Annotated in this window: 17 protein-coding genes; 4 read left to right on the plus strand and 13 right to left on the minus strand. The window is 60.4% G+C overall.

Annotation, left to right across the window (positions count from 1 at the left end):
• The gene (locus tag AACH73_RS05585; protein ID WP_272740143.1) at nucleotides 1-2,079 is read left to right on the plus strand and encodes an Atxe2 family lasso peptide isopeptidase; all 2,079 of its coding nucleotides are present in this window, start codon (nucleotides 1-3) and stop codon (nucleotides 2,077-2,079) included.
• Nucleotides 2,080-2,156: 77 nt separating this feature from the next.
• Here the strand turns inward: AACH73_RS05585 and AACH73_RS05590 are convergent, their stop codons facing one another.
• The 5 genes from AACH73_RS05590 to AACH73_RS05610 form a co-directional block, all read right to left on the minus strand.
• Complete coding sequence (locus tag AACH73_RS05590) at nucleotides 2,157-3,446, minus strand: asparagine synthase C-terminal domain-containing protein (RefSeq protein WP_338735682.1); 1,290 nt, start codon at nucleotides 3,444-3,446, stop codon at nucleotides 2,157-2,159.
• Nucleotides 3,447-3,897: 451 nt separating this feature from the next.
• Nucleotides 3,898-4,245 (minus strand): lasso peptide biosynthesis B2 protein, encoded by a 348-nt coding sequence (locus tag AACH73_RS05595; protein WP_272740141.1) that lies wholly within the window; start codon nucleotides 4,243-4,245, stop codon nucleotides 3,898-3,900.
• A gap of 354 nt (nucleotides 4,246-4,599) precedes the next feature.
• Nucleotides 4,600-4,755, minus strand: coding sequence for a benenodin family lasso peptide (locus AACH73_RS05600; protein WP_272740140.1), 156 nt, complete (start codon nucleotides 4,753-4,755; stop codon nucleotides 4,600-4,602).
• 150 nt (nucleotides 4,756-4,905) lie between these two features.
• Nucleotides 4,906-5,535, minus strand: a complete 630-nt coding sequence (locus AACH73_RS05605; RefSeq protein WP_272740139.1) for a GntR family transcriptional regulator — start codon at nucleotides 5,533-5,535, stop codon at nucleotides 4,906-4,908.
• Nucleotides 5,536-6,189: 654 nt separating this feature from the next.
• Nucleotides 6,190-7,203, minus strand: coding sequence for an NAD-dependent epimerase/dehydratase family protein (locus AACH73_RS05610; protein ID WP_338735683.1), 1,014 nt, complete (start codon nucleotides 7,201-7,203; stop codon nucleotides 6,190-6,192).
• Nucleotides 7,204-7,700: 497 nt separating this feature from the next.
• On the opposite strand from AACH73_RS05610, the gene surE reads away from it, so the two are divergent.
• Nucleotides 7,701-8,516, plus strand: coding sequence for a 5'/3'-nucleotidase SurE (surE, locus tag AACH73_RS05615; protein WP_338735684.1), 816 nt, complete (start codon nucleotides 7,701-7,703; stop codon nucleotides 8,514-8,516).
• Nucleotides 8,509-9,159: a protein-L-isoaspartate(D-aspartate) O-methyltransferase gene (locus tag AACH73_RS05620; protein ID WP_272740136.1), complete on the plus strand. Its 651-nt coding sequence runs from the start codon at nucleotides 8,509-8,511 to the stop codon at nucleotides 9,157-9,159. The genes surE and AACH73_RS05620 overlap by 8 nt, the downstream gene beginning before the upstream one ends.
• Here the strand turns inward: AACH73_RS05620 and AACH73_RS05625 are convergent.
• The 4 genes from AACH73_RS05625 to alr all read right to left on the minus strand — a co-directional run bounded on the left by AACH73_RS05625 (nucleotide 9,156) and on the right by alr (nucleotide 13,886).
• Nucleotides 9,156-9,617 carry a GNAT family N-acetyltransferase gene (locus AACH73_RS05625; RefSeq protein ID WP_338735686.1) on the minus strand — a complete coding sequence of 154 codons (462 nt, stop codon included), beginning with the start codon at nucleotides 9,615-9,617 and terminating at the stop codon, nucleotides 9,156-9,158. The two genes, AACH73_RS05620 and AACH73_RS05625, sit on opposite strands and share 4 nt — an antisense overlap.
• Before the next feature lie 7 nt (nucleotides 9,618-9,624).
• Nucleotides 9,625-11,385 (minus strand): DUF885 family protein, encoded by a 1,761-nt coding sequence (locus tag AACH73_RS05630; RefSeq protein WP_338735687.1) that lies wholly within the window; start codon nucleotides 11,383-11,385, stop codon nucleotides 9,625-9,627.
• Between the two features lie 110 nt (nucleotides 11,386-11,495).
• Entirely contained in the window at nucleotides 11,496-12,752 is a 1,257-nt protein-coding gene (locus tag AACH73_RS05635; RefSeq protein ID WP_338735688.1) for a D-amino acid dehydrogenase, read from the minus strand.
• A 3-nt stretch (nucleotides 12,753-12,755) separates the two neighbouring features.
• A complete protein-coding gene (gene alr, locus AACH73_RS05640) occupies nucleotides 12,756-13,886 on the minus strand; it encodes an alanine racemase (RefSeq protein WP_338735689.1) in 1,131 nt (376 codons plus the stop codon).
• Nucleotides 13,887-14,015: 129 nt separating this feature from the next.
• Between alr and AACH73_RS05645 the strand changes: the two genes are divergently transcribed.
• Nucleotides 14,016-14,468 (plus strand): Lrp/AsnC family transcriptional regulator, encoded by a 453-nt coding sequence (locus tag AACH73_RS05645; RefSeq protein ID WP_338735690.1) that lies wholly within the window; start codon nucleotides 14,016-14,018, stop codon nucleotides 14,466-14,468.
• Here the strand turns inward: AACH73_RS05645 and AACH73_RS05650 are convergent, their stop codons facing one another.
• From AACH73_RS05650 to AACH73_RS05665, 4 genes are all read right to left on the minus strand, one after another.
• Nucleotides 14,469-15,476 (minus strand): family 43 glycosylhydrolase, encoded by a 1,008-nt coding sequence (locus AACH73_RS05650; protein ID WP_338735692.1) that lies wholly within the window; start codon nucleotides 15,474-15,476, stop codon nucleotides 14,469-14,471.
• Between the two features lie 124 nt (nucleotides 15,477-15,600).
• On the minus strand, nucleotides 15,601-17,082 hold the full coding sequence (locus tag AACH73_RS05655; RefSeq protein ID WP_338735693.1) for an efflux transporter outer membrane subunit: 1,482 nt from the start codon (nucleotides 17,080-17,082) through the stop codon (nucleotides 15,601-15,603).
• Complete coding sequence (locus AACH73_RS05660) at nucleotides 17,082-20,306, minus strand: multidrug efflux RND transporter permease subunit (protein WP_338735694.1); 3,225 nt, start codon at nucleotides 20,304-20,306, stop codon at nucleotides 17,082-17,084. The genes AACH73_RS05655 and AACH73_RS05660 overlap by 1 nt, the downstream gene beginning before the upstream one ends.
• Before the next feature lie 192 nt (nucleotides 20,307-20,498).
• Nucleotides 20,499-21,701 (minus strand): efflux RND transporter periplasmic adaptor subunit, encoded by a 1,203-nt coding sequence (locus AACH73_RS05665; protein WP_272740127.1) that lies wholly within the window; start codon nucleotides 21,699-21,701, stop codon nucleotides 20,499-20,501.
• Nucleotides 21,702-21,841: the final 140 nt, after the last annotated feature.

Genomic DNA, 21,841 nt, shown 5'->3' on the forward strand with positions numbered 1-21,841 from the left:
ATGCGTCCACCCTTCGTGGTGGGCCTGGCGGTCACGGGATATCTCGTGGCCGCCGGGGCGCAGGCCCACGTTAAAACGCCAGCCGCTGCCCCGGTCACCGCAGCGCGTGAGGCGATATCAACCGATGACCTCCTGAGCCTCGAGGAGATGGGGCCGCTGGGGGGCAATGATCTGCGAAGCCCCTTTCTCGCCCTGTCGCCCGATGGCCGTTATGTGGCGGTTCACCTTCGCCGCGCCGATCCGCTGCAAAACCGCTATGAATTGACCTTGCGCGTCATTGATCTGGTGACGGGGGACGCAAGGGTGGTCGATAGGGGCGGTGAGCTTATCCGGCAGCGCGGTTCCGGGGTGCACACCTCAGAGGTCCCGACCGGTTATCCCGAGGTCATCACCCCAAAATGGTCGCCGGACGGGCGATGGATCGCCTATGTGCGTCAGGACGAGGGACGTATCGGTGTCCGTCTCGTCCGCGTCGATGGCAGCGACGCGCGCACCGTTGGGTCAGGGGAGGGAACGCTTGAGGCGCTCGACTGGTCGGCTGACGGAAAGCACCTGTGGCTCGATGTTCGATCCGGGACGCCCGAGACGGAGGCAAGACGCCTGGCCGAAAGCCGTCACGGCTATCTCTACGACGCGCGGTTCCTCCCTATGGTGCGGCCTTCGCCCTTCGATCCCCCGCAGCCCCTCAGCCGCCGACGTTTATCGGTGTTTCCCGACGGGGAGTCCGGGGCTGCGACCGCTGAAAATCCGGGGCGGTCATTATCGTCGGCGGATCCGGATGCGCCGCCGGCGGGGGCCATTTTGTCGGCGCGGCATGGTCACGCGTGGGCATGGACCACGCGTCTTAGCCGTCGCCCTGGCGACAGTCCCGTCCTGAACGTACGTCGCTCAGGCGTCAAAACGGTTTGCGATGCGCCCTGTCGCGGTATCGTGGCCCTGTGGTGGAGCCCTTCCGGCAAGGACCTCGTCTTCTGGCGCCGTCAAGGCTGGCGCAAGGCCGCTCTCGGTCTGTACCGCTGGTCCATAGGCGAGGGGACCCCACGGTCGCTGCTCAAGACCTCCCATCTGATCATAGGGTGTCAGCCCGTCGCTGACGATCTCATCTGCGCAGAAGAAGGGCCAACGCAGCCGCGCCGTATAGTCCGCATCGACACGCGAAACGGCGACCTGCGGCCGGTCTATGACCCGAACCCGCACATTCAAAGCTGGGGGTTCGGCAACGTTCAGCGCCTCACCTGGCGGACCCCTTACGGCACCGAGGCCTACGGCGATCTCGTCCTGCCCCCGAATTATCAGGCGGGCCAAAAGCGGCCGCTCATCATCGTGGGATACGAGTCGCGGGGCTTTCTCAAAGGCGGCACCGGCGACGAGTACCCCATCTTTCCTCTGGCAGCGCAGGGGTTTGCGGTTTTAAGCGTCCAGAGGCCAACGGACATCGGCACCCTGACCGCTGAAACGCCAGCCGAGGTCAACCAGCTGAACCGCGTGGACTGGGTGGACTTCCGTCATGTCCTCAGCAGTCTCGAAGCCGGTATCGACGCCGTCGACCGCCTGGGTGTCATCGACACGGCTCGTATCGGCCTGACCGGGTTCAGTAATGGCGCGTCCACCGCCCAGTTCGCCTTGCTGAACTCTCAACGCTTCAAGGTCGCCAGCCTGAGCGGCTGTTGCGAGGAGGCGACCTCCGTCGGGGCGCTCGTGGGGCCGGAGACGGCGCAATGGCTGAACGAGATGGGATATCCGAGCCTCGCAGAACCGAATGACGTGTTCTGGCGCCCCATGTCCTGGCGACGTAACACGGACCGTCTCAACCTGCCGATCCTCCTTCAGGTCTCCGATGACGAGTATCTGGGCGCGCTGGAGGCGTTTTCGGCCCTTAAGTCAGCCCGCAAACCCGTTGAAATGTATGTCTTTCCCGATGAACACCACGCCAAATGGCAACCCGCTCACCGTAAGGCCATCTATGACCGCAACATCGACTGGTTTCGTTTCTGGCTGAAGGACGAGGTCGATCCCGCACCGGAAAAGGCTGCGCAGTACCAGCGTTGGAAGGCTATGCGCGCAGCGCCAACGCCCTGACGATTCAGGCGCGTCTCCGGTTAAAAAAAACGCGCCTGTACCTTGCGTCCCGGTCATCGCCAGACCGGGACGCCTTTTCAATCCGCCTCCCAGTGCCGTACCCACGCTTCCGCCTCGGCGAGTTGAGAAATCCGCAGGTGAAGCGGCGATGGGATCGGCGCTTTCGAGGTCAAAACCGCTTCGATCCGCGTGACGTCCAAAAGCCCGGCATGGGCCAGCCGACCGTCACAGAGGTGCGCGCAAAGAAGCGGCCGATCCCGCTCAATGACGTCCATGCAAAAGACGTTCGCTCCGCCCTTTGAGACCCGCCACAGTACGCGCTGCGGCAGACGCCCGGCAAACCCGCGTCGGACCAGTGACCGGTTGATGCCACCCTGACACCAGCGCCAGCTTGGGATCCCAAGACATAGCTCGAGCAGAGGCTGGCTGAGCAGCGGCGCGATAATCGTGGGCCGGTGCCGGGCCGGGCCGGCGTCGAGCGTCCCCTGTATACGCAACAGCATGGAGATATGTGTCGCTTCGCCCGGCAGTGCCCCCGGTGGGGCTTCGAGCCACGGATGAGATAGGGGGAGAGTGGCTAACGACGCCTCGGTGGCCGGACTGAGCAGTGACGCGTCGCCCGTCCAGACATAGCGGGGATCGTGGCGTTGCCACCGCGCCGCCGCCAACCGCATGACCGTCCACACACTCGTCCGCGTCATATCGGAGATGTCCAGCACCGTTTGCCACGCGCCACGAGGCCCCTCAATCAGATAACGGTCAACGACGGGCGTGGCCGACTGCATATAGGCAAACACGTTGTCGCCACCTTCACCGACAAACAGGGCATCGGCGCCTTCAGCGTCGAGGTATGCCTGACGCGTTTTCGACTGGCTCTGACCAAAAGCGTGCCCCAGTGGACGCGGCAGGTGCCCCGATGTGGCTACGGTACTGTTTACATCGGACAAATGGTGCGTGGCGCGGAAGAGAGGGACCTCGTAGGCAGCGGCGACCTCGCCGGCATAGTCGCGCTCGTCGCTCCCGGCGTCGGCGTAGGCCATGTTCAGCGCCGACCACTCCTGGCCAGTCCGTGCCAGCGATGCCGCGAGGACCGAGGAGTCGAGCCCGCCGGAGAGACTGAGCACCGGACGGGCGACCGCGCTGCGCCAGGCCTTGACGACCCTGTCGACCTCCGCAGCCACGGCGTCCGCCAGCGCCTCTGGCGTCGCATTTGTATGCCGGCGCGTGAAATCCCAGGGCGACCACGCCATTTCCGCCTTTGATTGTGTCTCATCGCAGCGAATACGTTCACCCGGCAAAACCTCCGCAACGTCTTGCAGCGCCGTCTGACGGGATTTCAGTTCATGGGCATACAAGAAACGTCGCAAGCCCGCCCAGTCCGGGCGGGGCCGAGGGGTCAGGTTACGGAAAGCGCCCGCATCCGATGCGAAGAAGACACAATCGCTCCTTCGAATGAGATAGCAGGGGATCATGCCGCTGGGGTCCCGCAGGCAAGTCAGCGCCTCACGAGTCGGCTCCTGCCAGATCGCTACGTAGGCGCCCCAGTAACGGGTAAGGAGGTGTTGCCCATTGGAGCTGATTATCCGCTCGACCTCATCAGGGTCGAAACGCAAGACCCGAGCGTCCGCCGCTTGGCGATCAAAGAGATAGCCGAAAACACAGCCGTAGGTCCCGATGAAAACCGGGGCGGGCAGTTTGCCTTCCTGAAAGAGGGTCAGATTCCGGTGTGCAAAAATGACGGGAGCACCACCGTTTCCGGTTGGCGTTCCAGTCGCGTCGCTCTGCCATCTAAATATCCCGGAAAACGCCCACGGCATCCTAGACGACCAGTATCGGCGTAAAGCGCCGCGTCTCATCAACCGTGTCGTTGAGTACGTGCCCTTCCGCCTGAACCCACGCATGCGCCGCAAAGGGCTTGGTCTTCACGCCTATAACCAGTTCGGCCGTCAGACCGTTCCGCAGCAGGAGGTGCATCAGTGCCAGCGAACGCCGCAGGCACTGGGTCTCGCTGGCGATCCAGCGTTCGGAGTGTCTCGCAGCACTGGCCAGGGCGAGGCAACGGCCGAGGCTTTGCGCGGGGTCAGGTCCCAGCCGGGCTTTCTCCCCGCTTAAACGCGTCAGAACCGCCTTAAGGCCGATGTGACGTAACCGAAACCCCCAGACCATCTGTTGGGTCAGGGCGGAAAGCGTGTCACCGCGTTTAGGTTCGGGAAGCCTCAGATCAAACAGACTATACCTTACGTCTAAATCAGGCGCACGAAGGGACTGGCGTATCTCTCGTCCTGAGAGACCCAGCCTCACCAAGGTGTGGTGTTCGTCGTCTGAGAGGGGCGCCTGGGCCATGTAACGAGCAAACGGCGCTTCCAGATCGCGGGGAAGCCCGAAGTACCGATCCTGATCGATATCAAGAAAGACGTACCGATCGTTGGACTGGCAAACGAAAAGAGGGGAGGTTCCCGGCATGTGAAACACGGTGCGTCGAAACGTGCGCGCGAAGTGAGCCTTCGCGCGCACCGGGTTTCAGTCCTGGGTGATGCCGGCGTTCAGGAAACGCTGGTTGATGCCGTCGGGCTGATCGCCACCGACACCCTGGGTTTCGGTACTGGCCGTGCCCAGTTCGATGATGTCTTCGACCAGCGGCGCGAAATCGCCGGTCTTGTCTTCGGTCGTTTTCATAGTCACCTCCATTGAGAATGCTTGCCATGGGATTATGGCCACTCAACGGTAGGGGGTGTGAGGAGGTATATGAATAATATATTTGGAATATAATCGAGATATAGCGTGGGCTTGGCTAGGGAAGCTGTGGCGTGAGATTGCGTGGCACTGTCAGGTGAGGTCCGCAGGCCGCTCAAGCCGGCGCACAAACTGCGGCACCAGCGCCAGCCGCTTCTCAAAATACCTCGCCAGCGCCGCTTCGAACGCCGCAAGGTCACCCGCCCGCCAGGTCTCGCTCAGATGGTCAAACTCCTGCAGACGGTCGGCAATCAGGTCCTCCGTCAGTGTGCGCACCACGTGCAAACCATCATTGGCCTGCCGCACCGCCCGTTCGGCGCCTATATTGCGCGACGCAATCGCCACGGCGACGAACAGTCGCGCCGTCGCCTCTGCCTTCGGGAGCGCGCGCAGCGCGGCAAAGTCGATCTGGCGCAAGACCTCCGGATCCACCGGCATCCCTTTGTGAGCACAATAGGCAAGCACCGTGTGCTGAAACTCAAACTGCCCCGCCAAACTGGTCTCGGTCACATATGGAATGAAGAAACCTTCGCCCCGGAAGGCCTCGATAAGCCCTTCACCGCACAGCCGCTGCAGCGCCTCGCGTACCGGGATGTGGCTGGTTCCTACGATCGGTCGCAGGCTGGCACTGTCCACACGGTCGCCCGGGCGAAACTGTCCCGACAGAAGTTCGCGCTTGATCAGGAGATAAACCTGCTCGGACTCCCGTCTTACAGCGATCATCCTACCCTCCCGGTGTCCCACGCGGTATGATCCGTTGTCTCAACATGTGACGGGCTTGAAGGCGGGGCTCAACGGAGGAAGTGTGTGGTAGGCATTGATTAAAATCAAGGGTTGCGTTTCAATAATTCGGCGGTATCTGGGTGATGTTGTTGCTTATCCGAAGAAATTTGTCCATGTGATCGAATATATTCTGATTATAATCCCGTCCGTATAAGGACTTATCACAACCGATGCGAAAGTGTCACACTTTTGCTATATAAAGCATACTGTGGCGGAAATGTGCTTCCAGCCTCCAGGGTAACTGGCTTTTTCCCAAAGCATCGGGAAAGTTTCAGGAGTGGATAGCCGACAGGGGCTGACGGGCTCCAAACAAGCGGGACAGGGGGGAGATCGTATCGCTTCGTAGGCGATACCAGAAGCTGGCTTCCAGCGCGCCCTCACCGAGGGCTATTGCAATCCCTTTTCAACCCGAGGGCTAATAGTGGTAAGAAAAACTCATAGAGTGAGGTGACCGCCAAATGTGCAACATGTGCTGATCAGGGGCGGTGGGCGGACGTTGGCATTTGTCTCAAAAACCAGTATTTGAAGCTTCGATAGTAAGGGAGATTATAAAGGCGGTCGCCCGAGTTGAAGTTGCGCATAAGGTAACCATGATCAGGTTGCTGCCTTGTAAGAGCGGAACCATTTAATAAAGGCCGTCACCCCCTGCTTAACCCCGATTTTTGGAACGAAACCTGTTAAAGCCTGAAGCAGTTCAGGACTTGCATAGGTACGCGGGACATCGCCCTTTTGCATTGGCAACATATTCCGCTTGAGTGGTTTTTCCAGGACTTCTTCGATGGTTTCGATGAATGGCAGCAAGTTAACAGGCTGGCCGCCACCAAGGTTTACAATTCGGAACGGCCCAAGGCGTGAAAGCGTGTCATTTGCAATGTCTTCAGGAACCCGGTTTTCTTCTGACGGTGCGATGGGTATCAATCGCACAATTGCTTCGACGAGGTCGTCAATGTAGGTGAAATCACGCTGTTGGGCGCCCATTCCGTAGACATCAATGGCCTCTCCTTGCTCTGCTGCGTTCACAAACTTGAAAAGTGCCATATCTGGCCTGCCAAAGGGGCCGTAGACGGTGAAAAAGCGAAATGCAGTCGTGGGGATTTGCCATAGATGCGCATAGGAATGTGCCATAACCTCCATCGACTTTTTCGTAGCGGCATAAAGGGTCATAGGCTCGTCCGTCTTGTCTTGCTCCTCGAAGGGCACCTTTTCGTTCGCGCCATAAACGGACGACGTCGAAGCCAACAAAAGGTGCTTAGGTCGAAGTACCCTTGCGACCTCGAGCACATTGAAGGAGCCCAGAATGTTGGCTTTGACATATACCCGCGGGTGTTCGAGCGAGTAACGGACGCCCGCCTGTCCTGCCAGATGAATGATGACATCGGGCTGACAGGCCTCCGCAGCCGTCAGCAAAGCCTCCATTTCCTCTAGCATGGCCAGGGTGTGAGTGTAGTTTGCCTCCGCCTTTAGAAGGTCTAAACGGGCAGTTTTGAGCGCGAGATCATAGTAGTCGGTCAAGCCGTCAAAGCCATGGACAATGTGCCCCTCAGCAAGCAGCCGGCGAGCAAGATGAAAGCCGATAAAGCCTGCCGTCCCGGTTATAAATACTCTCATTTTCGCATTCTCACTCAAACCGTATTTTAAGAGAACGCCAGGTCGCGTGAATACCATGACGTTCGCTCACAGGCCTCATCCCTCGGTAAGAGGAAGGTACGGCCAAGACTCTCTTGCCTAGTGACTGACAACAAACGAAGATGCAAGTCCCGCCAAATCGACTGAAGTTCTGTCACGCCTTTTCATTACGACACGTGATCTCGCAGGCATAATGCGAAATCGGATGACGAGGTCATTGACACAGAACGGTGCTCATCTCGCGTGAGTCGAAGCGCTCGACGATCTAGCCGCGGTGAACCTTCCCCCTGATCAAACCCGAAGAACCCTGCCCTTATGAAAGGGTTGTAGTGCTGAGGGGTATATCTGTCGAAAATTGGAATACGCCCAGCTGTCGAGGGGCTGGATCATCCAATGAGCCGATCCCACAGGGAAGGAACCGACGACATCTTGTGCGCGTTCAAATACCCCTTTAGTACGAAGTTCGAAAGGTGAGTCCCATGCGTATCCTCCTGACAAATGATGACGGTGTTGACGCGTATGGCATGACCGTACTGCGAGATATAGCGGCACAATTGTCACAGGACGTGTGGGTGTGCGCGCCGTTATATGAGCAGTCGGGAAAAGGCAGGGGGATTACACTTCATGATCCCTTGCGGGCCCACAGGTTGGATGAACGAACGTTTGCCGTGACAGGAACTCCCACGGATTGCGTTCAGATCGCGGTCAATGATCTTTTACCCGCCCCGCCCGATTTGGTGCTTTCCGGCGTAAATCGGGGATTTAACCTGGCTCAGGACGTAACTCTTTCAGGAACGGTCGCCGGCGCATTGCAAGGCATGGCGCTTGGCATCCCTTCAATCGCACTATCTCAATGTCTGGATTTCGACCTCGACGTTGAGGCCCAGTGGGCGGCGTCTCGAGCCTACGGTGCGCCTGTTGTTTCCTCGCTTTTAACAAAAGGTTGGGCGAAAAATCTGATATTTAATATCAACTTCCCAGATTGTGATGATGCGGCAGTCACAGGGGTTGAAATGACACGGCAGGGATTTCGCGACTTGCATGATCTGCATGCGGTAAAGCGAGTAGATCCTCGCGGTCGTCCCTATTACTGGCTCGATTTCCACGGACACGTCTGCGACCTTGTAGATGGCACTGACCTTAAGGCTGTGGCTGAAAACCGCATTTCGGTAACTCCGTTGCATCTCGACCTTACTCATTACGAGACCTTGCGGGCTTATAAGGGCTTTTTCGGCGGAGCAGCACCGAAGCAAGTTCACAGTCCAGACCTCAACCGGAGACCGATCCATGACTGAGGCCCCGATGCCTGAGAGCCGCATAGAGCGCCTGCTAGCCAGTCTTAAGTCGCAGGGTATTGAGGATGAAAAGCTGCTTCATGCCATGGAGTACACGCCCCGCGATCTGTTCGTGCCCGAGTTGTTCCTTGATCGGTCTTGGGAGGATTCCGCGATCCCGATCGCTGCGGGGCAGACTATTTCCCAGCCATATATCGTTGCGTTGATGACGCAGGCCCTGAAACTCGAAGGCCGCCATCGTGTACTGGAGATCGGTACAGGTTCAGGGTATCAGACAGCCATACTGTCTCGGCTATGCCGTTATGTTTACACGATCGAGCGCTATCGGTCGCTGATGCTTGAAGCCGAAATTCGCCACAAGCGACTTTTGATGGAAAACATTATCTATCGGTTCGCTGATGGATGGGACGGCTGGCCGGAACAGGCGCCTTTTGACCGCATTCTCGTTACTGCCGCCCTTCCCAACGAACCTCTGCCGCTTTTGTCGCAGCTTAAGGTTAAAGGGATCATGGTTGCGCCGCAGGGGCGCGGCTCGGTCCAGCGTTTGCTTCGGTATACCCGGACCATCGATGCCTATGAGGTTGAAGATTTGGGTGAGGTTCGTTTTGTACCGCTTATCGAAGGCGTGGCTAAGGACGCTTAAAGATCCAGGTGAAAAAACTGATTGAAGTCACTCTTTTCATAATTTGAAAAAGCACCTCCTTCAGTGAATCCAAACCGACGGTACAGCAAAAAAGCAGCATCAAAGGCTGGGCCGGTGCCCGTCTCAAGGCTTAGCCGCCTATATCCGCGATCGCGCGCTGTTGTTATTATGTGAGCTAAGAGGCGAGAGCCGACGCCCTGCTGCAAAAAGTCGGGGTGTGTCCGCATGGATTTGATCTCACCCTGCTCAGGGGTAAGGGCTTTCAGAGCTGCGATGCCGGCGACATGCTCGCCCCACCAGAGTGTCCAAACTGTTATTTCTCTGGCTTTCAGGCCAGAAAGATCGAAGGCGAAGACGTGTCCAGGCGGAGAGTTTTGGAACATGCCATGCAGGTGAAGTTTAATAAGTTCGTGGACCCGCATATCGGACAGATCGTCTTCGCGTATCTTAAACGTCATAAGAGCCTTAGTCCTGATCCCTATAAGGGCTTGTGCCTCCGCGTTCAATAAAGCGGTCTACGGCTTTCTCCATAACCGGTAACGGCACGGATCCCAGTTCGAGCACTGTGTCGTGAAACGCGCGGATATCGAACTTCTCACCGAGCGCCGCTTCGGCCTTGGCGCGCGCCTTCCAGATGGCCATCTCTCCCAGATAGTAGCTGAGCGCCTGACCCGGCCAGGCGATGTAGCGATCCACCTCGGTGGTGATTTCATGCTCGGACAGGGCGGTGTTTTCACGCAGGAAATCGAGCGCCTGATCGCGCGTCCAGCCCTTGGCGTGCATACCCGTATCGACCACCAGACGCGCCGCACGCCACATCTGATAGCTCAGCATACCAAAGCGCTCGTACGGAGTCTGGTACATGCCCATTTCGACACCCAGACGTTCAGAATAAAGCGCCCAGCCTTCGCCGTACGCTGAGATGTAACCACTCTGACGAAATGGCGGCAGTCCCTTGTTTTCCATAGCCAGTGGCATTTGGAAGGCGTGGCCTGGCGCTGATTCATGTAAGGTCAGGGCCATGACCGAGTAGAGAGGGCGAGAGGGCAGATTATAGGTGTTGACCCAATAGCCGCCTGGGCCGCCGCGACCGCTTGTATAGAAGGGGGCAATCTCCGGAGCCACAGGTATAATAGCAAAGCGCATGCGGGGAAGGCGACCGAAGTAGTCCCCGGCTTTCCCGTCAAACATTTTGGCCGCCCACGCTGAACGGTCGAGTAACTCCTGCGGCGTCTTTGCATAGAATTGCGGATCGGTCCGCAGGAAGGTCAGGAAGGCCTTGAGATCACCTTTGAATCCGACCTCCTTCATCACCGCGTCCATTTCGCCGCGAATCTTGGCGACCTCGTCCAGACCGATCTGATGAATCTGGTCCGGCGTCAGCGTGAGCGTGGTGTATTCGTAGATTTGGGCCTGATAGAAGTTGCGGCCATCCGGCAAGTCGGTGGCGGCAATGGACGACGTGGCCTTGGGCGTATATTCGCCCGTGAGGAAGGTCAGCACGCTCTGGTGCGCCGGAATAACGCTTTTCTGGATCGCCTCAAGGCCCAGCTTTTTAAGTTCGGCCTGTTTGTCAGCGGGAATAGTCGCCGGAAAGTGATTGAACGGCTTATAGAAGGGGTTGGCTTCGCCCTTGGCCTCAATCACTTTCGTCAGTGAGACATCGCGGCCTTGTAGCGAGACGCGCGGCAGGGTGAAGCCGCGCTTGAGGCCAGATCGCATATTGTCGATATTCTGACTGAAATAGCGCGGCATTTCACCGAGTGTCTTGATGTAGTTTAGATAGTCCTTTTCGCTGCGGAAGGTACCGCTCGAAATATAGGCCAGATAGGCCCAGAAGGAGGTATCACCGGCCACCGGGCGCTCGTAGAGCTTATAAACCTGAGCGTTGATCAGGGTCTCGATCTGAAAGCGATAGACACGGTAATTGTCAGCGTCCTTTTCCGACAACTTGTTGATGTCGATGGCATCAAGTTGCTTCAGCACAGTCTGCCAGTAGGCCAGTTTTTTGTCCTGAGCGGCTTTTGAAACGTCGGGCAGGCCGCCCCCGCGCTGATCGGCGGGCGTATCTTCATTGGCGGCTGACTGCTTGCCGCGCCATTCCCATTCTGTCTTGTAGATCGTCTCGAACTTCGCCTGAACCGCCGGATCGACCTCGGCCCAGACGGGCAGGACGGGGATGGCGAGAATGACAGACAGGGCGGTAGCGCGCAGAAGGGCTTTCATGAGATCACTCTGTGAGGCGTGGCAATGTCAAAATGTATACCGTATAATTTGAGCTTGGCAATCCAGGCTATACCCTAACAGCTAAATTTGACTACAACCGCATCGAGGTCTCAAGCGGCGTAACGTTTAAGGCTCAGATCACCCGTTTCGATGTCCGGGGTCTGGCCGCTGATCAGGTCCGCTAGCACCTTGGCCGAACCGCATGACATGGTCCAGCCTAGCGTGCCGTGCCCCGTATTGAGCCAGAGATTGCCAAAGCGCGTCGGGCCGATTATCGGCGTGCCGTCCGGTGTCATCGGGCGCAGGCCCGACCACAGGTTCGGATGGTTCAGGTCGCCCGCGCCGCCAAACAGGTCTTCGACGACGTATTTAAGTGTGTTGAGGCGGGCTTCGGGCAGGTCTTTCGAAAAACCGGCGATCTCGGCCATGCCGCCGACGCGGATGCGCGTGCCTAAGCGCGTGATGGCCACCTTATGCGCTTCGTCCATCACGGTGGACAGAGGGGCGTGGTGTTCATCAATGATGGACAGGGTCAGGGAATAGCCCTTGACCGGATAGACCGGCACATCCAGCCCCAGCGGTTGCAGGAAGGCGGGCGTATAGCTGCCCAAAGCCGCCACGAACAGATCGGCTTCGATATCGCCTTCCGCGGTCTGCACCGCCTTGATGCGTTCGCCTTCGCAGATCAGCCCCCGCAGATCGACACCGTAGCGGAACACCACACCGGCCGCCTCAGCTTTTTCAGACAAAGCATTGGTAAATTTAAAGCAATCGCCCGTTTCGTCATTGGGCAGACGTAAGCCCCCAACGATCTTGTGACGTGAGGCCGCAAGCCCCGGTTCGGCGGCAACGCAGCCGTCGGTATCGAGCAGTTCGAACGGCACGCCGCCGTCTTTCAGCACCTGAATATCCTTGGCCAGGCCGTCGATCTGCTTTTGCGTGCGAAAGACCTCCAGCGTGCCTTGGGTGCGCTCGTCATAGCGGATGCCGATATCCTGCCGCAGCGCCATCAGGCAGTCGCGGCTGTATTCGGCGACGCGCACCATGCGGCCCTTGTTGCGCTTATAGCTTTCGGTGTTGCAGTTCATCAGCATCTGCCACATCCAGCGCACGGCTTGCGGGTCGAGATTAGGGCGGATGATCAGCGGCGCGTGGTTCATGAACAGCCAGCGCAGCGCCTTTTGCGGGATACCGGGGGCCGCCCAAGGCGAGGAATAGCCGGGCGAAATTTCGCCGGTATTGGCAAACGAGGTTTCCAGCGCCGGGCCCGGCTGACGGTCGATGACCGTGACCTCATGCCCAGCCTGACGCAGATACCAGGCGGACGTTACGCCGATAACTCCGGCCCCCAGAACGACGATCTTCATGCCTCAGCCCTCCGCTGCGATGAGGTGACGGTGGTAACGCGGACCCAGCTGGGTCAGGATTTCGTAGGCGATGGTGCCGGCCGCTTCTGCGACCGCGTCAAGCGACTGATTCGGACCGATCAGTTCGACAAAATCACCGGCCTTCAGCGCACCTTCGGGCAGGGCATCGATGTCGATGATGATCGAGTCCATGGACACGCGGCCGATGAAGGGCAGACGCACGCCCCTGAAATAGACCGCGCCCTGATCGCTTAAGCGGCGCGGCAGGCCGTCGGCATAGCCAGCGGATAGCGTGGCCAGACGTTTGGGGGCGTCGGTCACCACCGTGCCGCCATAGCCGATGCGCGTCCCTGCGGGGACGTTGCGGGTCTGAATGACGGCGAGATCGAGCGCAATGACCGGCTGCATCGGATTGGGCCGGTCAAGGTGCGGCGCCGCCCCGTAAAGGGCAATGCCGGGACGGCACAGATCGGCGTGGTATTCCGCGCCCAGAAACAGCCCGCCGGAATTGGCAAAGCACAAAGGCGTTTCGGGAAACAGGCGTGAAGCCCGTTCAAAGGCTTCCAGTTGCTGGCCATTGGCCGGATTGGCGGGCTCATCGGCGCAGGCCAGATGGCTCATCAGATAGTCGATGCGCACGCCCTGAAGACGCTCGGGTGCGTGGGCCAGAGCCTTGAGGTCTTCGGGCATGAAACCCAGCCGTGACATGCCGGTATCGACCTGTAGCAGCGCGGGCAGGGTCTGACCCGTCTGGCGCGCCACGGCGGCCCAGGCGTCGAGCTGTTCTGGGCAGTTCAGTACAGGGATCAGCCCGGCTGCGGCGGCGCGGTCTTCGCTGCCCGGCGTCAGTCCGTTCAGCACATAGAGCGCGGCATCAGCGGGCAGATGCGGGCGCAGATCGAACGCTTCGCGCGTCAGGGCCACGAAGAAATGGCGGCAACCGGCGGCGTAAAGGGTGTTGGTCGCCGCTGCGACGCCCAGACCATAGGCATCGGCCTTAACCACGGCGCTGACCGGCGTCGGCGCCGCCAATTGGCACAGTTTAAGATAGTTGGCTTTCAGAGCGCCGAGATCGACGCGCAGTATGCCGCCCGCGCCGTTTGCCAACGCCTCTCTCGCCAGAGCCTGATCCATGCCGCCCTCCTTTCGCCAATAGGGGCAAGATTAACGCAAGGATCATCGAATGTTCATGCTATTTGACGTGATTAGTTCATATATGTGTCATATGTCGCAACAATTGTTCGCTTTTCGAAAGAATATGTCATGCGCCCTCTCGATGCGGTGGACCGCAGCCTGATCCGGCTTCTCCGGCTCAATGCGCGGATGAGTAATGCCCGACTGGCGGCCGAGGTAGGCCTGTCGCCTTCAGCCTGCTTGCGGCGCATTCAATTGTTGGAAAAAAGCGGTGTCATCCGCGGCTATACCGCCCTGATCGGAGAAGAGGTCGAAGGCGAGTCCATCGCCGTCATTATCCGCATCTCGCTGGAGCGGCAGAGCGAGGGGACGCTCAGGCGCTTTGAGGCGGCGGTGCGGCGCTACCCGGAAATCCGTGAGTGCCTGCTGATGACCGGGGACGCCGACTACGTGCTGCGCGTCGATATTGCTGACGCGCGCGAATTCGAACGCATTCACACGGATGTGCTGTCGAAACTCCCCGGCGTGCAGCGTATCCATTCCAGTTTTTCAATTCGCAACGTTCTGGCGCGAGCGGTCTGACTAATTCGGCGGTGTCAACCGCGCATCGACTGGCGCATTTCGATCGACCGTCAGCCAGCCATCGGGACCGATCTTCAATTCGGCGACCTGAATGACGGTGCGCTGACCGTATTTGGGATCGGCAGCCGCTTCCGGGGCCTTATACTGGTGCACGAAGTAATAGATCAGGGCGCGGCCATTATTGACCACCACGTCGGGGTGCTGGCCCTTGTCGTTATCGGTGGCTTGCGTGCCCGGCTGTTCCAGCAGGCGGTTGGGTTGTGGCGTCCAGGTCTTCAGATCGTCGGAGCGCAGGACCATCAACCCCTTCCACACATCGGCAATCAGCCAATAATGGCCGCCGAACTGAAACACCTTCGGCCCCTCGGCATTGGTGTCGATGACCGGATCGGGCTGACGCACCCATGAGGTCAGGTCCGGGCTTTCCAGCACGAACAGGCGGCTGCCCTTGCGCTCGTCCTTAAACCACAGGCGATAGAGGCCGTCCTTGTGGATGACGCTGGCGTCAATCGCGCGGTCGGTCCCCAGTTCCAGCCGCTCACCGCAGGTCCAGTTTTTCAGGTCCGGGCTCGTCAGGTGGACGATGAAGCGCCCGGCCTTCCAGTCCTTGAAGACACCCGGCACGACCGTCAGCCACATGTGATAGGTGCCCTTATCGGCATAGACTTCCGGGGCCCACAGGGTTTCGCCCGTGCACGACAGCGGAATATCGGCCATGCCCTGATAGGCCCAGTTCACGCCGTCTTTCGAGGCCGCCACCCCGATGGGTGTGCCATGGACCCACGATACGTCGCCGTCGGGCGTTTTCAGCGTGGCGCGCCGATTGGTGTAAAACATCTTCCAGTCTTTGGCCGCGTGGTCGTAGAGGATCGACACATCGGCTGCTCCGTCATAGACCGGGTCGCGGTAAAGGGGCTTCGGCGCTATGGCGGACGGTTTGGTGGGGGGCAGGGCGGCGCAGCCTGCCAGCGACAGGGCGATAAGGGCAAGGCTGAGGCGCGTTTTCATCGGACGTTTCCCTTTGATTATTTGTCCGACTTATAGAGCAAATGTATTCAATTCCAAGCGTTATCGAGCGCAAAAAACGCCTGCCGAGCGTGTCGGCAGGCGTCAGAGTCACAAAGAGGCCGGTTTACACTGTCCAGTCGCCGCCCAAAGCGCGGATCAGGCGCACGGTTGCCTGATATTGCTGGGCGCGGACCTGAAGATCCTGACGGCGGATACGCAGGTAGGAGCGCTGGGCATCCAGCACCTCAAGCTGAGACACATAGCCGTGTTTGTAGCGCGACTGCGACAGGTCGAGCGCCCGGCGCGCCGCCGCCAGAGCCGTGGACTGGGTCTCGGCTTCGCCGGTCAGGCCGTCTATGTCCGACAGGGCGTTTTCGACGTCGCCAAAGGCCACCAGAACCGACTGACGATACTGCGCAAAGGCAATGGCCAGATCACCCTGCGCCAGCTCGACGCCGGCCTTGCGTTGCCCGCCGTCGAAGATCGCCTGCGCTACAATGGCGGTGAGCGACCAGTTACGCGCGCTTTCGGCGAAGATGTCCGACAGGTCGTTCGACGCGCCCCCGGCAGAGGCGGTCAGGCTAAGGCGCGGGAACCACGCGGCCCTGGCGATGCCGACGCGCTTCTGGGCGGCCTGCATGGCCTTTTCGGCGGCGGTGACGTCCGGGCGGCGCGTCAGAAGCTCAGACGGCAGTCCCGCCGGGATCAGCGGCACGGCCCCGGCCCAGGGCTGCGCCTCCCAGGCCTTGCTTTCAACGCGGAAGGTTGAAGGCAGGTCACCGACCAGCAGGCTCAGGGCGTTTTCGACCTGCGCCCTCTGACGGTCGAGCGCCTTCAACTCGGCCTCGGTCGTCGCGACCTCGGTTTGCAGGCGCACCACATCCAGTTCGGCGACGTCACCGGCCGCATAACGGTTTTGCGTAACGCTGAGCGTGCCCTGATAGGCCTCCAGCGTTTCGGCCACGATGGCGCGGTCTTCATCGAGGGCGCGCAGGGCGAAATAGGTTTCGGCCACCGCGCCCTGAACGAGCAGTTGCGCCCATTTCGCAGTGTCTTCGGCGGCGGAGGCGTCAAGCGTCGCCGCCTGCGTCGCCTTCGACAGACGGCCCGACAGATCGACCTCGTAGCCGAGGTCGAGACCGGCCGCGTGCAGGGTTGAAGCCTTGGGCGACTGTCCTGTTTGCGAGGCGCGCGAGGATTGCAGCCCGGCGCTGACCTGCGGCAACTGCAAGGCGCGGGCCTGACGGATCAGGGCGCGGGCCTGCTGAACGCGGGCGGCGGCGATGGCCACGTCCGTATTGCGGGTCATGGCACGCGCTTCGAGATCGTCAAGCACCGGATCACCGAAGATCAGCCAGAAGGCGTCGGCCTTCTGGGCCAGAGGCGGCGCGGTGGTCTCGGTCGTGGCCGGCGCCTTGAAGGCCGCCGGGGCGGTAAGCCCGGCGTCCTGCGTCAGCGGTTCGGTGGCGCAACCCGTCAGAAGAAGGGTCGCAAAGGCAAGAGGGATGACTCCAAAGCGTGACCAGTCACGCTTTGGCAAGGCCGACTGGCCGCCCGAGCTGATGCGAGGAACCCCGCGGCGTTTGAGCGATAAAAATGGGGACATTAATGTACCTCCGGATGTGAGTTCAGCGTGGCGGTGCTCGGCGCGGGGTCGATACCATCGTCGCTGGACTCATCGGGGTGGGTATGGGCCTTGAGCGGACGATTGCCGGTCAGGGCGCGCAGGGTGACGTAGAAGACGGGGGTCAGGAACAAGCCGAAAACGGTGGCACCGATCATGCCGGCGAAGACGGCCACACCCATGGCGTGACGCATTTCCGACCCGGCTCCGTGCGCCAGCACCAGAGGCAGGACGCCCATGATGAAGGCAATCGAGGTCATCAGGATCGGGCGCAGACGTAACCGGCTGGCCTCAATAGCGGCCTGTAGCGGCTTGTGTCCGGCCAGTTCCAGCTCGCGGGCAAATTCCACGATCAGGATGGCGTTCTTGGCCGACAGCCCCACCAGAACGAAGAGGCCGATCTGGGTGAAGATGTTGTTGTCGCCGCCCGAAACCCACACGCCGGTAATCGCGGCCAGCAGGCCCATCGGCACGATCAGCAGGATCGACAGCGGAAGGACCAGACTTTCATATTGCGCTGCCAGCACGAGGAAAACGAGCAGGATAACCAGCGGGAAGATGACGGCGGAGGAATCGCCCGCCAGAATCTGCTGATAGGTCAGGTCGGTCCACTCGTATTCGATCCCCGGTGGCAGGACTTCGGCGGCGATCCTGGCGGCGGCGGCTTCGGCTTGACCGGATGAGAAGCCCGGGGCGGGTCCACCATTGATGTCGGCCGCCAGATAGCCGTTATAGCGGGTGGCGTTCACCGGCCCGAAGGACGGTTCGACCTTCAATAGCGCGGACAAGGGGATCATTTCGCCCGAATTGGAGCGAACCTTGAGCTGACCGATATCTTCCGGGCGGGCGCGATAGGGCGCATCGGCCTGAAGACGGACGGAATAGGTGCGGCCGAACTTGTTGAAGTCGTTGACATACATCGAGCCGAGATAGATCTGCATGGTGTCGAAGACATCCTGCACATTGACGCCGAGCTGACGGGCCTTGACGCGATCAATGTCGGCATAGACCTGCGGCACATTGATCTGATAGTTGGAGAAGACCCCCGCCAGTTCCTTGGTCTGATAGGCCTTGGCAACGAAGGCCTTGGTGGCCTGATCGAGCGCTTCGGGCCCAAGCGCGCCGCGATCCTGAAGCTGAAGCTTGAAGCCGCCCGTGGTGCCGAGGCCGAGGATCGGCGGCGGCGGGAAGACGACGACATAGGCGTCGCCAATGCCCAGAAACTTCTGGTTCAGCGCACCGGCGATGGTGCCGGCGTCGAGGTGGTTTTTGCCGCGTTCCTCAAACGAGTCGAGCGCCAGAAACACCACGGCCGAGTTGGAGGCCAGCGTAAAGCCGTTGATCGACAGGCCGGGGAAGGCGAGGGCGTCCTTTACGCCGTCCTGCTTCATGGCGATATCGGTCATGGCGCGCGCCGCGGCTTCGGTGCGGTCGAGCGTTGCGCCGTCGGGAAGCTGCACCATGCCGACCAGATACTGCTTGTCCTGCGCCGGGATAAAGCCGGTGGGGACGGTCCTGAACATGAACAGGGTGGCCAGCACCAGCACCGCATAGACGCCGAGCATCAGGGCCTTGCGCGAAATGATGCCCCCCAGACCCCTGCCGTAGTTTTCCGACGAACGGTGGAAGAACCGGTTGAACAGGCGGAAGAAGCCGCCCAGCCAGCGGTCCATGAAGCGCGTCAGGGCGTCCTTTTTGGCGTGGTGGTCCTTAAGCAGGAGCGCCGCCAGAGCCGGGGACAGGGTGAGCGAGTTAATCGCCGAAATGACGGTCGAGATGGCGATGGTTAGCGAGAACTGACGGTAGAACTGCCCCGACAGGCCGGTGATGAAGGCCAGCGGCACGAAGACCGCGACCAGCACCAGCGCGATGGCGATTATCGGGCCGGAGACTTCGCGCATGGCCTGATAGGTGGCCTCCTTGGGCGATTTGCCGGCTTCGATATTGCGCTCGACGTTTTCGACGACGACGATGGCGTCATCGACGACGATACCGATGGCCAGAACGAGGCCGAAAAGGGTCAGGGCGTTGATGGAGAAACCGAAGGCGTGCATGACGGCGAAGGTGCCGATAACGGATACGGGCACGGCCAGAAGCGGGATGATCGAAGCGCGCCAGGTCTGAAGAAAGACGATGACGACGATCACCACCAGCAGGATGGCTTCGAGCAGGGTGTGGATCACCGAGTCGATGGATTCCTGCACATATTCGGTGGTGTCGTATGCGATGCGGTACTCAACGCCTTCGGGCATGGTCTTCTGAAGCTCGGCCATTGCCTTTTTAACGTCGGCGGAGACCTTCAGCGAATTGGCCCCGGCCTGTTCAAAGATCGGGATGCCGACGGCCTTCTGATTGTTCAGCAGCGAGCGCAGCGAATAGTCGGCGGCCCCCAGCTCAACGCGGGCCACGTCGCCCAGATAGGTGACGGCGCCGTTATCGGAGCGGACGATGATGTTGCGGAAGTCCTCTTCGGTTTTCAGGCGGCCCTGCGCATTGACCGACATCTGTAGCGTGATGTCGGGTTGTCCGGGCGAGGCCCCGACGATACCGGCGGCGGCCTGCACGTTTTCGCCGCGCACGGCGTTGGCGACATCCGATGCCGACAGGCCGCGTTCGGCGACCTTTTGCGGGTCAAGCCAGATACGCATGGAATATTCGCCGCCGCCGAACATCTGGATGGGGGCAACGCCTTCGATCTTTTGCAGGCGGTCCTTGACGTGGATCAGGGCGTAGTTGCGCAGATAGTTTTCGTCATAGCGGCCATTGGGCGAGACGAGGTGCACCACCAGCGGCAGGGAGGACTGGCTCTTTTGCGTGGTGACGCCCAGCGCCCGCACATCGGCCGGCAGGCGGGCCTCGGCCTGAGACACCCGGTTTTGCACCATCTGCTGCGCCAGGTCCGGATTGGTGCCCAGCTTGAAGGTGAGGGTCAGGGTCATCTGCCCGTCGGAGGTCGAGGCTGAGGACATGTAGATCATGTCTTCGGTGCCGGTGAGGGCTTCTTCGATGGGGGTGGCGACGGTTTCAGCGATGACGGCGGGGCTTGCGCCCGGATAGACGGCGCGCACCACCACCTGCGGCGGCACGACTTCCGGGTATTCGGAGACGGGCAGGGTGCGCAGGCTGAGGAGCCCGAACACCACGATAAGCAGCGACAGCACACCGGCGAAGATCGGCCTGTCGATGAAGAATTTTGAGAGGTTCATAAGTGCCCCCTTATGGGCGGACGGGAAAGATTGCGGCGCAGGCATGCCCTCCTCCCTGTGCCTCAGGCATGGGGAGGTGGATTTTGACGCGAAGCGGCAAAAGACGGAGGGGGGTTACGCCAAAGGTAGCGAAATCAGGTTTTAGGAGTCATCCCCTCAACCATCATCGCTGCGTGACAGGGAAGGGAGGGGTTAAACGTTCGGCTTGGGTGTGGCGTCGATGACCGGGCGGGCGGCCATCAGTTGCGGCGCGACGACCGTACCCGGCCGCAGCGCCTGAAGCCCCGACATCACCACGCGATCACCGGGTTTCAGTCCTGCCGTGACCACCTTCTGACCGTCAATCGTGCCGCCGAGCTGGACTTCACGGTATTCCACCGCATTGCCCTTGCCCACCACATAAACGAAGCGCTTGGACTGATCGGTTCCGATGGCCACTTCATTGATCAGTATGGCCGGCTTGGCCGTGGCCTCCCCCAGCTTGACGCGCACAAACTGGCCGGGGATCAGCTTCCCGTCGGTATTGGCGAAGACGGCACGGGCGCGCACGGTGCCGGACTGGCTGTCGAACTGATTGTCGATCAGTTGCAGGTGCCCGCTCAGCGGTTCGGAACCGTTGTCCAGCTCCAGCTTCACCGGCACCTTGCCGAATTCCGCCCCGTTGAGATCGGCCAGCGTTCGGTTGATCACCTCTTCATTGGCATCGAAGCTGGCATAGATGGGGGAGACCGACACCAGGGTCGTCAACACGGCCGAACCGGGGCCGGAGGCGACCAGATTGCCTTGCGTGATTTCGATCTTACCCACGCGACCCGACACCGGGGCACGGACCTGCGTATAGGAGAGGTTGAGATTGGCCGATTGCAGAACGGCCTGCGCGGCGGCGAGGTCGGCTTCGGCGCTGCGCAAGGCATTGATGCGCGTTTCGGCCTCGGATTGTGAGATGGCGCGTTCATTCAGCAGGCGTTCGGCGCGGCTGTTTTCAGAGCGCGCCAGCGTCAGACGCGCCTCGGCGGCCTGCACCTGCGCGCGGGCACGGGCGACCTCGGCGGCGTAGGGGGCCGGGTCGATGGTGACAAGAAGCTGGCCTTCCTTGACGAAGGCGCCTTCGCGGAAGTGGATAGCCTTTACGGCCCCGGAGACGCGCGAGCGGATTTCAACGCGCTCCACCGCTTCCAGACGGCCGGAGAAGGAGTCCCAGCCACTGACGGTCTGTTCTTCGATGAGCGCCACCTTAACGGGAATGGCCTGCGGGGCGGCGGCGGTGGCCTGAGCGTCGGCTTTGGTAGTCAGGGCGTAGATGCCGAAGGCTCCCACGCTCAGGGTGGCGATGGCGGCGGCGGTCAGAAGCGCCTGACGCGGCGCGCGCCGGTAAAGATCGGACGGGGTCAACATGCGGGTCACCTTTGGGGAGAAAGGGAAAAGAAAAGGAAGCGGCCACAGGAACAGCCCTTGAACCGAAGCCGCAGACATCCATTTATGTACTGTTTCGCAAATTAATAGAGGCTTGGGCAAATTTTTGTGCGAATTGGTAC

The sequence above is a fragment of the Asticcacaulis sp. DW145 genome (assembly GCF_037101385.1).
In the GTDB taxonomy this organism is placed as follows: Bacteria; Pseudomonadota; Alphaproteobacteria; order Caulobacterales; family Caulobacteraceae; genus Asticcacaulis; species Asticcacaulis currens.